Source organism: Streptomyces sp. NPDC050704 (assembly GCF_040654355.1).
In the GTDB taxonomy this organism is placed as follows: domain Bacteria; phylum Actinomycetota; class Actinomycetes; order Streptomycetales; family Streptomycetaceae; genus Streptomyces.
The window spans coordinates 1-14,344 of the sequence record NZ_JBFAHW010000178.1 but is presented as its reverse complement, the minus strand read 5'-3'; the positions used below and the strand labels follow the sequence as shown (position 1 = coordinate 14,344).

Annotated in this window: 8 protein-coding genes; 1 reads left to right on the top strand and 7 read right to left on the bottom strand. The window is 66.7% G+C overall.

Features of this window, described 5'->3' with window-relative positions; genetic code table 11:
• Positions 1-625 precede the first annotated feature (625 nt).
• Positions 626-4,282, top strand: coding sequence for a hypothetical protein (locus AB0I18_RS48675; protein WP_363112283.1), 3,657 nt, complete (start codon positions 626-628; stop codon positions 4,280-4,282).
• A gap of 244 nt (positions 4,283-4,526) precedes the next feature.
• Here the strand turns inward: AB0I18_RS48675 and AB0I18_RS48670 are convergent, their stop codons facing one another.
• The 7 genes from AB0I18_RS48670 to AB0I18_RS48640 all read right to left on the bottom strand — a co-directional run bounded on the left by AB0I18_RS48670 (position 4,527) and on the right by AB0I18_RS48640 (position 13,250).
• The gene (locus AB0I18_RS48670; RefSeq protein ID WP_363112282.1) at positions 4,527-5,015 is read right to left on the bottom strand and encodes a hypothetical protein; all 489 of its coding nucleotides are present in this window, start codon (positions 5,013-5,015) and stop codon (positions 4,527-4,529) included.
• Positions 5,012-5,935, bottom strand: a complete 924-nt coding sequence (locus tag AB0I18_RS48665) for a hypothetical protein (RefSeq protein WP_363112281.1) — start codon at positions 5,933-5,935, stop codon at positions 5,012-5,014. The genes AB0I18_RS48670 and AB0I18_RS48665 overlap by 4 nt, the downstream gene beginning before the upstream one ends.
• Before the next feature lie 260 nt (positions 5,936-6,195).
• Positions 6,196-6,717: a hypothetical protein gene (locus AB0I18_RS48660; RefSeq protein ID WP_363112280.1), complete on the bottom strand. Its 522-nt coding sequence runs from the start codon at positions 6,715-6,717 to the stop codon at positions 6,196-6,198.
• Between the two features lie 183 nt (positions 6,718-6,900).
• Positions 6,901-8,043, bottom strand: coding sequence for a transcriptional regulator (locus AB0I18_RS48655; protein WP_363112279.1), 1,143 nt, complete (start codon positions 8,041-8,043; stop codon positions 6,901-6,903).
• Between the two features lie 92 nt (positions 8,044-8,135).
• Positions 8,136-8,309 (bottom strand): hypothetical protein, encoded by a 174-nt coding sequence (locus tag AB0I18_RS48650; protein WP_363112278.1) that lies wholly within the window; start codon positions 8,307-8,309, stop codon positions 8,136-8,138.
• A 1,097-nt stretch (positions 8,310-9,406) separates the two neighbouring features.
• Positions 9,407-10,174, bottom strand: coding sequence for a hypothetical protein (locus AB0I18_RS48645; RefSeq protein ID WP_363112277.1), 768 nt, complete (start codon positions 10,172-10,174; stop codon positions 9,407-9,409).
• A 406-nt stretch (positions 10,175-10,580) separates the two neighbouring features.
• Positions 10,581-13,250 (bottom strand): Helicase associated domain protein, encoded by a 2,670-nt coding sequence (locus AB0I18_RS48640; protein ID WP_363112276.1) that lies wholly within the window; start codon positions 13,248-13,250, stop codon positions 10,581-10,583.
• Positions 13,251-14,344: the final 1,094 nt, after the last annotated feature.

Here is a 14,344-nt window from a genome sequence, read left to right as displayed (position 1 = left end):
CTACCACGAACTCCCCGAAAGCGCCCCCGCGCTACCCAACACCCCGAACACGCCCACCAGTTGATCCTCAACACCACGACGAGGGACACGACCTGCGGAGTGGCCGTGAGGGGCTGCCGCCCGAGGGCCTTGTGAGGTTATTCGTCCTCGATGGCTCAGATTGTCTGGCCCATTTCTCCAGGGCCTGTTCGATGGCGGAGGTCGCATCCGTATCGTCTGTGAAGGCTTTCTGGTAGCTGTTGAGCTCTATCTCCAGTTCATCGAGTACGTGTGCGGATCTGTTTCGTCGGGGTTGTAGTTGTGCTCCGCTCGCCGGGTGTTCGAGGCGCAGCCGGTCACGCGGGTGGAGCGGGCCAGCTGAGCGGGTACCGGGATTCCGACCGGCCGGCGCCGCCGGTCGCGTTCTACCGCACCAGGCACTGCAACGCCCTGCCCGTCGTCGACACCTTGGTCGAAGCGGCCATGATCACCATCGCGCCCGTCGGCACGTCCGCGGTCACCGCCAACTTGAGCGCCCGGACCGGGACCTGCCGCGCTGGCCGCCCTCATGGCCTGTCGCCCTGTGTGCAGGTGTGCTGTCAGTGCTGGCCGATAGATTGGCCGTCTTGACATGAGTGGGGGCGCCGTGACTTCGCAACCGCGTCGTAGTTATACCAGCGCGACGATCGCCGGGCTGATGACGTTGGCCCGCGGCGCGTGCTATTGGCCCGGTTGTGGCGAGCCAGTCATCCGGATGGTCGGTGCTGAGCCGATGCTCAACCTGGAGATCGCTCACATCCGCGCCTTCGAGAGCGGTGGTCCGCGGTTCGATCCGTTCTGGACGGTCAAGCAGCGCAACGGCTTCGGCAACCTGATGCTGCTGTGTACTCCTCACCACAAGACGGTCGACGGCCCCAACAGCGCCACCTACCCGGTCGAGTTGCTGGAGGGATGGAAACACGATCGTGAGGCTGAAGGCCAGGACGCATTGGCGGGCCTGCGGGATCTCAGCGAGGAAGACCTGCTGGGCATGTGCACCGCCCTGCGCGACGAACTCGTAGCGGTGCTTGAGCAAATTGCTGGCAGCAGCCACGAAATCCTCCACCGTCTAGATGCACGGACGGATTTCCAGACGGGGCTGCGGACCTTGAGCCCGCGGGCACAGGAAGAGGCACAGGCCCTCACGGGAGCGTGGCCGGCCGTGGAGCAGGCAGTCGGGCTCTTGCATAGCTGCCCGACGGAGCGCGAGGCGCTCTTGAGGCAGTGGGCCCACCGGTTTCCGAGTTGGATGGAGAAAGCGCCCCCACAGGCGTTCGCCTGGCTGGCCGAACTCGCCTCGGACTACGAGGCCCACCAGGCTTCGGTCACGTTCTTCCAGCGTTGCATCGATGATGGCGGCTTCCCGAGGGATCTGTGGGTCGCGCGGGCAGCCCAGCAGCTCAGCGCGGCCGGAACGGACCAGGATGCGCGCGATTTTCTCGTCACGAACAACAATCCCAGCTCACCTCTCCTGCTCGGAATGCTGGCACTGTTCGACAGCGACTGGAAGAAGGCTCTGGGCCATCTCGCATCCTGGGAGCCGGCAACCCGGACTGCCCGGGCATTCAAAGCCGGCTTGGAAGCCCACGCCCTCACCAGCACGGGCCAGGACGCCGCCGCCCTGGCCCGGCTGCGTGCCGCAGACCCGGACGGCATCATGTCCGGCATCCAGCATCTGTCCGCTCTCATCCTCCTTGACCGGGCTGTCCGCGGCCGGAGCGAGCACCGGCTCGCGGATGCGCGCGAAGCCCTCGCGCTGGCGATCAAAGCCCGCGACGGCCGCCGGACATGGTTCGGCGACAGCGTGGCACCCGCCGTGGTGGCGGTGCAGGCAGCCCAGGTCTGCGGAGATGCCGTCACAGCCTGGGGCCTGACACAAGAACAGTCCGAGGGCCAGGCACTCGCCCGCGAGGCGCGCGACCCCCGACTGATCGAGCACCGGGCAGTGCTCGCCGCGCTTACCGGCCGGGTGGATGAGGCTCGACGCCTCCAGAGCCAGGTCGAGAGCGCCTACGCCCGTGCGCAGATCACCGCCGTGATCTTGGAGCGGGAAACCGACGGCCAGATCGAGCCCCCGCAGATCCAAGCCGCCTGGCAGGCCGTGTGGGACGCGGCCACCACCGAGCAGGAACAACTCCAGGCCGCAATGGGAATGGCGGAGTGCGGGACGCAACCGGTCGACCTGGACCGCCTCGAAGGCTCCCATCCTGAGATTGTCGCCGAGATCAGACTCATCGCCCGAGCACTGACCGCAAGCTCCGCCGGCGACCTCTCCGTGCTGCGCGCCAACGTCACCAAGAGTCGGATCATCGTTCTAGCACTGGCACAGAGGTACCAGATCAGCGGGGAACGAGAGCTTCGGGCACGTACGCTGCGCTCGGGTGCGGAGCATTGGCGTGACGCCTTCCTGATGGCCATGGCGGCAGACGCCTACCGGCATGCCGACATGCCCGCGCAGACGAAAGTGTGCGCCCGGGAGGCCCTGACGCTAGCCGGTCCGGACTGGGCTGCACAGGGTGAGATGTATGCGTTGCTGGTCGAGGCGGAGCTGGCGGAAGGCAACACCGACCGGGCCACCGACGCGGCGCGGAACATGCTTGCCCTCGATCCGCACGACCACAACGCCCGTTGGGCGCTGGTCCGCTGCCACGTAGCCCGCAGCCTGTTCGAGGATGCTTGGAATGTCCTGGCCTACCAAGGCACGCCCATCGAACCCCGCACCGGACACGAGGCCCTGCTGTGGGTGAAGTTGGGGGCGAGGCACTCCAGCGAAGCCAACTTCGCTGGCCAGGCTCTGGCCCTGATGCAGCGCTGGCCCGATGACGAGGAACTCCTCGGTGCGTTCATCGCTACCCTGCACCTGAGCGCCGCCGGCACCCCCGAGCGGTGGTCCGAAAACGACGCCGACCAGCTCAACGAAGCCACCGCCGAGTACCTGGAACGGTTTCCCGACAGCTCCCAGTTCCGCGCCGTGACACTAGGCCCAGACGATGATCCGCTCGTCAACGTTGCTGACGAATTGCGTCAGGCGCACGAGAACGTCAAGGGAGTCCAGAGCAAAGTCGCTGCTGGCGACCTCCCCTTGGGCACCCTGACGTGGGTAACCGGTCGGGGCTACACGGAGCTGAGCCTGCGCCGGGGGGCCGGTTTCGTCTATGCGGGCGATGCCCTGGCCGCCGGCGTGGGAGCCGAAGCGGTGGCCACAGCCTGCTCCGTGCGCACGGTCATCGATCCAACCGCTGCCCACACCTTGGCACTGCTGGATCCGGGCCATGCCGAGCGGCTGATCGGCAGCTTGGAGGAAGTGGTCACCACCGACCAACTGTTCCAAGACGCCCTTTACGCGAAGGAGTCCCTCGCGCTGCAGACGGAGCTGACGCTGGGCTGGGACGAGGCGGGACAGCGGGCAGAGGTCCGCAGCGACGAAGTGGCGAACCTGGAGCGGCTGCGTTCCACGTCAGTCCGTGTCGTGGACGTCCTCAGATCGGTTGCCCGTGTTCCACGTCCGGAACTGCGCCGCTTTCCGCTCCCTGGCACGCGCGGTAAGGAGTGGCTTACCGCGCCCGACTACGCCAAGGAGCACGGGCTGGTCCTGTGGAGCGACGACCGGGTCCTGCGCGCGATCGCCCGTGCTGAGCACATCCCCGCCTTCGGAACCCTCGACCTCCTGGACGGCACGACCGCTGCTGGCCAGTTCAGTGCCCACGAGGCTCTGCTCATCAAGGCTGACCTCTTGCGCAATCACTACGTTGACATCGACTTCTCCAGCGACCTGTACGAGGCCGCAGCCCTTGCCGACGGCTGGCAGGCCAAAGCCGTCGCGAACGCCCTGTCCCGCCCGCTGGCATGGACGCAGCCGCAGTCCGCGGCATCGTTCGTGCTGGATTGCGTCTCCCGCATCAGTGAGCAGCGCCCGCACGACATCAACCTGTGGCTGGCTGCGGCCTCCACCGGCCTGGCCCGAGCCTCGGTGCCCGGGGCGGCGAACCAGAACCTCAAAGCTCTGGTCTGGCAGGTCCTGACCCAACCGTGGGTCAACACTTCCTCGCTCCCGTTCATCCTGACCGGGCTCCGCTGCGGCATCGCGGTCCGCGACGACGCTGGGCTACCGCTGGAGGAGGCGCTCGCCCAGTTCTACGCCGCCCTGGTCGCCCGGTTCGGTCACGTGGTGGCCGCAAGTCAACTCATGAAGCTGTACAAGATCGCTCCTGACGCGGAGAAGGCGGCCGCCGCCCGGATCGTACTCACACACCCAGGAAACTGAAGGCTCCTCGCCCAGGACCGCAGATGAACCAACCGGTAACCCGGCGCGGCCCGAGGGATACAGCCTGTTCCCGCCGGTCCGACCGTGCCCTGCGGCATGCCAGCCGCCGCACAACACGGCCACCCGTGTGAAGGAGCGCGATGCAGTTACGCCCCCACCAGCAAGAGGCCCTGGCCGCGACCCGGCCGCCATCGCCGCCCACCGCGACCCGAGGGGGTGTTCTGGCGTGTGAGGGTGACGGACTTTACCAACCGTCGCTGGGGTGTGTGGGACGTTCGCGTGGAGTGGTCCGGGGGTGTGAGGGAGGGGTGTGGACTCGGGGACGGGGGTGCCGCCACCGGGGCGGTTCCCGGTCCGGAGGGAGCGGTGCGGCGAGGCTGGCCCCCGCCTTCGGGGCGCCGTAGCTGAGCGGCACCATGGCTTCCCGGGCAAGCACCCAGGCGTGCAGCTGGGGATTGCCGGATTCGGCCGTGGCCTGGGCGGCGGTGGCGAAGTAGGCGCGGGATTCCCGGCGGCTGCCCAGGTCGTGCAGGACGATCGCGGTCATCCCAGCCATCTGTCCGGCCGTACGGCACAGCCGCGCCTGTACCGGGGCGGGTTGCGGGACGGTGAGCAGCGGGCGTAGACCGGCGAAGTCGGCGACCAGGTCGGCCAGGACGCGGGTGGGCGCTTGGCCGTGGTAGCCGTACTCGTAGCTCTCGGCTGCGGCCTCCAGGTCGGCGAGTTGGGTCAAGCCGTATTTATGCGGTTCAAGTCGAGCGGAGTCGGGAGGGTCATGCCCCACGAGACGATGATGTTCGATGGCACCACGGCCTTCTCGATATCGGCACCGGAAGCTTTGATCTCTTCAGGGCCGGTCAGCTTCAACCCACATAGGGGGCAGTCCAGAAGGTCCACCGTTACCTCCGCCCCTGTGGTGGTCGAGCGGATTGGTGTCATCCGGATATGCGCTTCTTCACCACATGCAGGACACGCGAGAGTGGAGATCAGCACGATGAGGTTGTCGTCTTCCCCGGACACCGCGATGGCATGAGGGCCTTCGACGGGTTCCTTGAGTGCCCTCTCCTTGGCGCCCTCAGGTAGTCCCTTGAACCGGTCATCGAAGAGGTGTCGTGCCTGCTTGATCCGGACCTTAACGTCCCGCTGGATCGCGTCTCGCTGCTTGTCGACGGCCACGTTGACCGCGCTGATCCAGCGACCCCAGAACTGCTCAGCCGACATGTCGACGGCCTTCAATAGGATTGCGATGGTCTCGGCAAATGTCGGCAGCAGAGACCTGGCCTCGTCGCCAACAGTCGTGTGTGCGGTGCCGTTCCGGAGGTCGATCAACCGATCGAGCTGAGGATCAGGCGGGAGCACCTTTATGCGCCGGAGCCGTTGGAGGGCCTCCTTGGCGCCGACAGTGCGGACCTTGTCCGGGTCCAGCTCCAAATCACCGCCGAAGTACAGCAGCAGATCTGAGTTCCCGTTGCGCATCTCGACCAGATAGGTCGGGTTCTTCTTGACCAGGACAGCCTTGGCGAGCCGCTCGACAGCAACGCCGCCGTGGAGAGCGAACTCGTCGTACTCGCTGCGCCCGTGGTCCTCCATGGCCTTGTACGCGGCTCTTCCGGCACCCGTCAGGAAGCTCTCGAACGAGAGTGAATCGTCCATGCCAGGACGGTAACCGCCCCTGTACTACAGGTGCGATCGAATTCGGGGGCGTGACATCCCCGTTGAGGCCACTTTCCCCCGGAGGGCGGGATGGGTGGCGCGGGCGCTCCGGGGATCGGGGCCGCGCTCGCCGGTGTTGCGCGTCGGCGCCGCCTGTCCGGGCCACCGACGGTACGGCGCCTTCGGGGTCAGGAGCCGCCGACACCGGACTCGAAAGCGGATGACGCGCGCCTGACGGGACAGAAAACACTGCTCCGGGATCAGGCCGTGACGTCGGTATCGATCAAGCTTGTGTCCCAGTTCTGTGGTGTTGCGGCGGCAATGCGCTCGACCAGCCTTCCGCAGAAGACCGGCACGCTGACCAGTGCACGGCCGGTCGTGGACGTGTCGATGGCGTGGGCTGTCACGTCCGGGGTCAGCAGTACGGTCCGGCCGTTGACTGCGCTGGGCTTCGGCAGGCCATAGCCGTGCAGGAGGGAGCAGCGCAGCCTGTAGATGATCTGCGCGTCTTCCTGCGTGATGCCATGCGTTGTGAGCAGCAGCTCCCAACGGGCCCGGACGCCGTTGGAATCACCCGACAACGTGTCCAGAATGACCATTCCCAGACTCAGGCCGACCCACGATTCGTTGCCCTCGCCGTCACCGGTTACGAGATCACGGCCGTTCGCCTGCCGCATGTCCCGCAGGGCGAGAACCAGGCTCGGGTACAAGTTGGACGCACGCGGCTCGCACCGGAGCATGGACGGCGCGGGATCGCTTCCACGGTCAAGCTGTGTCGTCATGCTGGCAAGGTAGTCCGATTGGGGCGTAGGGCGGGAGCCCAGGCGACGCGTCTCGATCCTCAGCGTCCAGGCCGCCACCCGCTACACCTCCGCTGGAGGCCTTGCCGCCGGGTGACTACCAGTCGCCGCGAGGCCCCGGGCCGGCCGAGGGCACGCCGAGCCGGTACAGGCGTGGTGACAGGGTCATCCGCCTTTGAGTCGGTGGATCTCTTCCTGAAGCTCTCTGATGCGCTGCTGGGCGGCTTCATGCTGGACGTTCAGCAGACTGAGCTGGTCGCCGGGGTAGGGGGAGGAACGGAGAGCATTCTCGTAGAGCTTGAATAGATGCTCATGTGAGTACTCGGAGAGCGGAACACCGTCCTCCCGGGCTGTGCGCACCAAGTCCTCGATGAACGACCGCGGGGGGACGCGCTTGCCACTGAGATACCGGGAAAGGGAGCCTGGATCCATATAGGTGCGGGCGGCGTAGTGACGCATCGATATCTCCAGCGAGGCGAACAGCGTGCGTAGTGCGTCGGCGAGTTCCCGCATCTCGGGCCGGATGCTGCGGTCGAGGGCCTCGTGCCTGTCGATGAGCCCGACGTACTGCTGCTCCTTGACCGTGCCGGACCCTTCCTCTGTCGGCCGGACAGGCAGACGCGGCCTCACGGAGGCTGAAGGGCGGGGCGTTGCGGAGATACCGGTTCCGGACACGTGACGCCGGGCGAGTTCCTGCGAGGCGATCTGGTGCCACATGTGCAGGAAAGCGCGTTGTGCCTGTTCGGCGGTGACGGCGATCGGCACGTCCTGACTGAGCCATGACCGGTTCGAGTAGGCATGGTGCATGCATGCGAGCACCAGACGGGAGGTGACGTCTCGGCTGGGGAGACCGGCGCGCCCGGGGGCCAGCGCGTCGCAGAGAGTGGTGCGGCCCAGTCCTGCCAGGCGGGCGAGCTGAGTGTAGGAGGGCATGCCAGCCCACAGCCTCAGCTGGCGCAGGGCTTCGACGAAATCTGCCGCAGACGCCGCTGTACTCGCGGTGGGCGGCACAGTGGCCCAGGCGCCTGCCTGTGACGGCAAAGCGTCTCCTTGCGCGAGCAGCCACTGTTCCGTCCAGTGCTGCTGGTTGCCGTGGCACGCCGTTGCGTAGGCGAGAGTCACCTCGAGTGAGGGAAGACGGTCGCCGGCGGCGGCCTTGGCGAGCGTGCTCACTGACACCATGCCGCCGATCCGCCGGGACATGGCGTCGTAGGTCGGGTTTCCCGCCTGTCGGCGCAGAGCACGTAGCTGCAGAGCGAAAGCGGCGAACGGAGCATCAAAGGCTATGGGTTTTTCAGGTCGTGGCATGGATGGCCGCACTCCTTTCCCGGTATGCGACAAGCGGCGGTGCCACCACTGGTGGCACCGCCGAAGCGGACATCAGACCGAGAGGGGAAGGCTCAGGCGGTGCGCCCGAGTTCCCGGGCAGCGGCGCCCGCGGCGATCACCGCGGCGATGGCTGCGCTGATGTCGTAGCCGAGAAGGACGAGGACGACGACGATGACGATCACCGGCAGGTAGCCGGGAAGGTCGACACTGCTGCCTTTGGGCAGGTGAATGCGGCATGTGTACATGAAGAAAGATCCCTTGGTCCGGACATGGTTGATGTGGCGTCAGGAGTTGCCGCTCGCGACGCATGGTCCACTTTTGCAGGTGGACAACCCGGCCGACAGCAGATCGCCCGTCCTCGTTTTCCGGATGCGTACTGCCCCCTGGAGCTGGCGTGTCCGCGCTGTGCACCCGTTGTCCGCCACTGTGACAACCCAGCCGGACAACCCTGCGCATCTGCGCAGATCACAGCCTGAGTTGTCCGCGAACGTCCGCCGGCATTCGTCAGCACGTTGCGGCTGTTGCAATGCCTGAGCCGAACCGAAGCTATATCCAGTCGCCGCCTTCTGGCTGAGAAGCCAGGCGACGCGGCCTGTTCTCCCTTGGTCCGGACAGCACGCCGCAGCGTTGAGGGGAATTACATCCGTTGCCGCGGATGCCTCGTGCGCGCCTGGGGACAGGAACCAACGCCTGCCCCCAGGCGTCACGCATTGCTCACGTTCTCTGCTGGCTTCGGGAAGTCGGCCTCACAGCAACTCCCATAATCGTCAGTCGACCTCACTCGTCATGGGTCACCAGCCATGGCTGGCGGGGAAGCAAACTCGAGGCTCCTACGCCCACTCGATGCCCAGCTGCCGCAACGCGTCCAACTGCTCCGCGCTGAGATTGTCGCGCCGGGTCTTGGTATTGGAGATCCATACGGATCACCGGCTCCGTCTCTCCGTCAACCGCGATCGGTTCACTGTGGCGCGGCACCGCCCAGCCCGCGCCTTCCCGCTTCCCGCTCCACCCACTGCGTCAGGGCCGCCAGGCCCTGCTGGAGGGGTCGTTGCGCGGCGCGAGACCCGGAGTCGGTGCTCCGGTGCGGCCACGCTGGCGATTCAGGCGTTGAGCCGGGCGCATACACCGAACGTGCCTGTGCCATCGTTGGGCGTCCCTGCTGGCCATGACGCGATGCCCGAATGGGATGGGCGCGCTGTTGGGTTGTAGGTGCGGCTGACGGGCAGGCGGTGGACCTCGGTGCGGCCGCCGGCCTCGAGGCGGCGTACCGCTCGCCGTACGGCAGCGCGCTGCGGCTCACACCACGGCTTCCCGGGATGCTCGTCCCTGGAAGCCGCTGTGGCTAGTGCTCGTCTTCACACGGGTGGTCTCCCCAGTCCAGAAGCCCGTGAGCGCGGTCGACCGAAAGCTCCCCATGGTTGAGGGTGTACGGGGGCGTCGCCACCTCCGGATCGGCCTTGATGATCACTTGGACCCGCCCCATGACATTCATGTCGATGACCTCCTCGGCACCGAGGAGCACCTGGTCGTGGTAGGCGGCGTAGTGCCGGGCCGCACCTGGGCGCCGGTCCAGAGCGAAGCGGGCCGCACGGAGTTCTGCCTCGGTGAGTTCACCGGTGTCGCGGCGGGCCTGGCAGCCGCGGCACAGGTGGATCAGATGCCAGGGGTTGGGGGCCTCCGGCCTCAGGCCGGTCTTACGGAGGAACGCCGGGGTCTTTGCCGCGGCGGGGTCCTCCAGGGCGACGATGTCGTGGGGCCGGGGGAGCTGCCGGGTCGGGTGGGACATGGAGCACTCCGGGCTGAGCGCGAACAGCAGCCTCCGGGTGGCGTCGGACACGTGAGGCGGCTTCCCCTGAGCGGCAAGCTCCTCTTCCTGCTTGGCCTGGAACCACAGCCGTACGAACCTACGGAGAGTCTTCTCGATACCAGTCTCCTGGCTGATGCCCACGCCCCAGTCGCGGACCCGCAACGTCAGCCGGTCGACGATCGCCATCGTCAGACGCTGTTCGGGCACCTTGGCCAGCCGGAACGCGTTGTGGACCCCACTGGGGCTCTTGCCGATCGCCTCGGCCAGCTCCCGGACGCTGGGCAGCCCAGCCCGGCGATGCAACAGGTGAAGCTCCTGGTTGAGGTCTCGGCGAGCACCGGGTGGCAGATCCGGCCGTTCGATAAGTCCAAGGCGTCCCATGAGGCCCTTTGCCCTTCTCTTGTGCGGATTCGTCGTGTCAGTGGGCTGCGGGGTTACGCCGTCCAGCGCGAGCGATACGACGCCGGCGCCATTCGAGCCGGGCCCGCTGAGCACCCCAGACAGCCAGCGCGACCAGGAGCCCGGATGCGACGTTCTCAACGATGTTCATGGGGAAACCCTCCCAACGACTGAGGGACGAATGGACAGATCTGAACAGCGACCTCGCTACTCTCCCTGATCGACAGCAAGAGGCCCTGGACGATGACACCCAGGGCTTCTCTGCGTTCTTCGCTTGACCGCCCAGCTCAACGGCCGACGGCAATCGGTGTTACGCCCATCCCACGCCCAGCTTCCGCAGCGCGTCCAGCTGCTCCTGGGCGAGCTTGTCGCGCCTCGATTTGGTGTTCGAGACCCACACGCCCAGCCTGACGACCACCGGGCCCGCCTCGCCGTCGACCACGATCTCTTCGCTGTGACCGCGCGGTACAGGCCGGTGGGCGCCTTCCCGTTCGACCCACTGCGTGAGGGCGGCGAGGCCCCGCTGGAAGGCCTGTTCCGCCTTGCTCGGGCCCTTCGCCGTACGCGTGGTCGCCGGGGCGGGGGACGGCGCCTCAAGCGGCTGTACGCCCAGTTGGGACAGCCGTTCCTGCTGCTCGGTCGACAGCTGTGCCCAGGTGCTCGCCTCGCGTTGCCGTGCGAGCCATTTACCGAGGTCATCGCCCTCGAAGAGCACACCCGGCTGGATGGTCGGCAGGACGCCGTCGGCGTCGACGAGGTCGGCGAGGACGCGGTAGTGGCGCTGCCAGTCCAGTGGCCAGGGGCAGTCCCAGTCCTCATCGATGGCGGTCAGCTGCGCGGCTCTTGCCGCAGCGCGCTCGGGGTCCTTGCCGAGGCCGCCCTTCCTGCGGAGATTGGCCGCATGCTGCCCGATGGGCACCATCGCCTCGCCCTCGCCCCAGACCGCGTCCTGACGCGGGGCGAGGTGCCCGGTGGTCCGCCGGTAGGACCGGAGGGCGGCGAGTTTGGTCTCCCAGGCTTCCTCGCCGGGCTCCCAGACCATGCCGGCCTCTTCGGCGTCCAGCAGTTCCTTGCGCCGTTCCTCGAGTTCTCCGGCCCGCAGTGCCTTCCTCTGCTGGTGCACCCACCTGCCCAGGGGGAAGTCTTCGGTCACGCCTACCGTGGTCTCGGTGTCGTACGGGACGGCGTACAGGCCGGTGATCTCGTGTTCGGCCCGCCAGCGGATGAGGGCCTGGTAGCCCTCCAGCCACACCAGTGATTCCGGCCGGTACACCCGGGTACGGAGGAAAGCGGCGATGGTCGCCGCGTCGCGGGGAGTGGAGAAGTGGAGCAGGGCCGATTCGGCGGCGGCCTGGGTGTCGTCGTGCTCCTGGTCCTCGCCGTCGCCCTCGCCGTCCGCGCCGACGATCCGGCCCTCTTCGTCGCGCTTCACGTGCATCTTGCGCTGCTGCTTGCTCTGGCTGAGGGCGCGGGAGGCGAGCTGCTCGACGAGTCGTTCATCGTGACAGCGCAGGCCTTGCAAAACGGCTACAAGGGGGCGGAACGAAGCGCTGGCGACCATGTCGTCGGGGTCCTCGCCTGGCTCCAGAAAGACGGGCACGAGGATCCGGGCCGTCTTGGTCGTGCCGTCGGGGTTCGGCCTCAAGGCGCGGCCGATGTTCTGGACGATCTCCACCTGGGAACCGCGGGTGTCGGCGAAGCAGATCGCCTCGACACCCCTGGTGCCCACGATGTCGACGCCTTCCCCGAGCACGCGAACGCTCGCGAGGAACGCGCGGTGGACCCGTCGGCCGTGGGCGTCGACGCCGTTGGCGAACTGCCAGATCGTCTCGCGCCGTTCGGTCACGAGGTGGTCGCCGCACAGCCACGCCGCCCACACCCGGTCCGGCGGGACGTGGCGGCCGGCCTCCAGCTCGTACAACTCCGCGTCGATCGACGACCTCGGCAGGCGCTCCGCGTCGGCCAAGGCGGCGTCGGACGCCTCGGTGACGTACAACTCTGCAGCCGTCTCCGGGAGTTTCGCCGCGAACGCCTCCGCTTCCTCCACCCGCTGGTGGAACGTCATGACGGTCTTCAGGTTCCACCTGGCGGCGTGTTCCAGGAGCGCGGTCTGCAGCAGCGCCAGACGCCGGCCCCGCTGCGCTTCCTCCGGTCCCCCGAGGATGGGGGAGGGGTCGCGGATCTCCAGCACGTCGATCTCGAAGCCCGCGAGGATTTCGCGCTCGATGCTCTCAGACAGTCCGAGCTCGAACAGCCAGGGCCCGTAGGTCTGGGAGTCCGCGCCCATCGACGCGATCTCCAGTTCCTGGCCGTCCGCGCCCTTCTGCGGGCGGGGCGCGGCGAGGATGCGCGGGGTGGCGGTGAGGTAGAGCCGGAAGTCGGCCGGGATCCGGGCGTTGTCGTGGATCGCCGACCACGGACGCCCAAGATCACCGGCCGTGCCGTGGGCCTCATCCACTACCGCGAAGTCGAACGGGTCCATGCGTTGCCCGTACAGCCGCTCCCCGCCCGCCAGAGCGGCCTCCAGCGGCCCGCGAACCTTCCGCTGGCCCAATGGATCCTCGGGGTCCTCACGGTCCACGAGAGATGCGTAGGTGGCGAACACGACCGAGGGCCCGTGCCCGGCCCACAGGGCGAGTTGGATGGCGTTGGTGGTGGTGCGCACTCCGAGCTCGTTGAGGATCGGGTCGTTCTCCAGGGAGCACACGGCGACCATCGGCGCGGTGTGCCCGACCCGGCGCCAGGTCTGGACGGTCTGCACGAGCAGGTCCAGGGTGGGCACCATGACGAGGGTCCGACCGTCCTGGAAGTTCTCCAGAGCCGCCCACGCGGCGGTGATCGTCTTCCCGGAGCCGGTCGCTGACACGCCGGTGCCACGGAGCCCCTCGGGTGGCACAGATGACCTTGCAGGGAATCCCACCCACTTGCGGATGAATTTATTCGCGTCCACTTGATGTTCTCGAAGCTTAACACTCGACATTAAGGCATCCTTTGGGTGAAGTGATGCACTGGATTCAGGCTGTACCCGTACAAGGGCTGGAATGATTCGGCCAAATATTGGGAATACATTAATCGATGCTCACGGGGGAAAGAGGAGGAATGGGCGAGTTATTTACACTAGTCGGAGTTCTTGTGGGAGCAGCTTCTTCTTACGTTCTCGCAAGCCTGCATGAGAGAAGTCGGTGGACCAGGCAGCTGGCAACTCGATGGGATGAGCACCGCCTGGCGTCATACCTGGCTTATGTCAAGGAGATCGATAGGTTCATCGCTGTACTGGAGAGAATGGCGGCAACTAAAGGAATTTTCCAGGTCGCTAGGTCCATCAGCCTGGAAGAAGGACGGGAAGCCCTTGCCCAACTCAATGCGGAATGTAACCATGCGTTTGAGTCACTCCTTTTAATGGGAGATTCGACAACAATATTGACCGCCAGGGCCTTGCGGCGTAGCGCTTGGAAACTCGAAACTCTTGTACAGCCCGCCCACTCTGGGACTAGCGACGAATGGGGATCAGCATACAGGGAATATCAAGAGAGAAGAGATGATTTCTATTTGGCAGCCAGAGGAGATCTCGGTGTAACAGGTAAGTTCCGCCGCCGCCAAGAGGACCCTCCCACCTGGGACGTTCCGAGCGAGTAGCTTACTCCCTGTTCTAATGAGCGATGGGGTGTGCTGTGTTTCTCCCAATTCTACATGCTGCATCAATCTGATGCAGCCGCTACACTGAAACCCGCACGAGCGACCTCCACCCCTCGCAGTCAGCCCGGCCCGCGCCAGCGGGCCCAAGGTTCTGGAGGCGCAGCCGGAAGGACCGTCAGGCGGGGGAGCGCAGCGGACCCGCCCAGGAGTCCGCAGGACTCCTCAACTCCCCAACCGGACACCCAACCAACCGCACCTGACAGTCCCTCAAGCGGGCGAGCGCGCACCGCGCGCCGCGCCGGTCGCGCAGCGGCCGGCCCCACCGGATCCCGGAGCGCAGCGAAGGGATCCAGCCGGTGCGCAGCACCGGCAGTGGGAGCGCAGCGACCGCCCCCCTTGCACATCGCGCAGCGATGTGGTACCCGCGGAGCGGGTACC